Origin of the sequence: Caballeronia grimmiae (assembly GCF_000698555.1) — a bacterium.
Lineage (GTDB): Bacteria > Pseudomonadota > Gammaproteobacteria > Burkholderiales > Burkholderiaceae > Caballeronia > Caballeronia grimmiae.
On sequence record NZ_JFHE01000126.1, the window covers coordinates 1 to 955 of the forward strand.

Below are 955 nucleotides of genomic sequence, written 5' to 3' on the forward strand. Positions count from 1 at the left end.
CTGTATGGATGTACAGTACTTTACATCGAAAACTGCAACGTGGAATTGCGCCCTTTTTAGCGGCCTCGGGCGCGCGAGCGACTATGCTCATACCCATTGCTTGCCTTGAGGGGGCGCGAAGACCGTCAGGGAGCGCTGTCGGGCTTGGCCGCAGCACGGTGGCAGGAGATTTAAAAGAAAACCTGCCGTGAGAGATCCCACACGGCGGGCTATTTCCACGTCCTGAGAGGGGCGACCCGCAACAGATGCCTCATATCAGTCATCCCAATGCCCAGCCCGGAGCGGGGTCCGCTGGACTTTCGCCGAACCGAGGAACCGCTGTTGATTATTGCGTCGTCGTCGGCACGTGCCATTGAGGAGCCCCGCCTCGCATCGACCGAGACAAGGGTCACAGACAAGCAGAGAAAGGAACCACGTGCCGTATGGCTGAATCAGATATCAACGAAGTGTCGGAAGCGCGCGCGGAGCTGCTGTGCTATCTAGTCGCGACCCTTGCCGCCTCACACTCGCTCACGCACGAGTGGCGGATTGATCATGTGGTGGAAAGCTGCCGCATCTGGCTTCGACGCAATAGCCTCTGGATGGATTGGCTCGAACGCGTGCGATTTGGACAGCTGGCGCTCAAGCTCGCCAAACGAGAGTTGAAAGGCGCGGGCATCGCCGTACGTCAGTCGAACGTTCAGGCGCTGTTCACCGGCGACATGCAACTGAACTACTCGTGCACCGTCATCAAAAAGATGCTGGCGTTGTGCAGGGACGCGCTCTGAGGACGACTGCCGAGCGCCATAACCGTGATAAGGAAGGAAACGCATGTATTACTCCGCGCAGATCCAAGCCGATTATCGTCGCTATGTGAAGAAGTTCGGCGCGCAGATGGATATCCGCGAGTTTGCGCGATTGTTCTGGGAGTGCGCTGAGGGGAGAAAGGCCAAGATCCCGAAGGCGATGGAAGACG

The 955-nt window shown here is 58.2% G+C and carries 1 protein-coding gene and 1 pseudogene; both read left to right on the top strand.

The window, feature by feature from the left end; all coding sequences use genetic code 11:
• The first annotated feature begins 422 nt into the window (after nt 1–422).
• A complete protein-coding gene (locus BG57_RS30915; RefSeq protein WP_035971136.1) occupies nt 423–767 on the top strand; it encodes a hypothetical protein in 345 nt (114 codons plus the stop codon).
• Nucleotides 768–810: 43 nt separating this feature from the next.
• Nucleotides 811–955 (top strand): annotated as a pseudogene (locus BG57_RS34450) (SOS response-associated peptidase family protein); the annotation flags it as partial.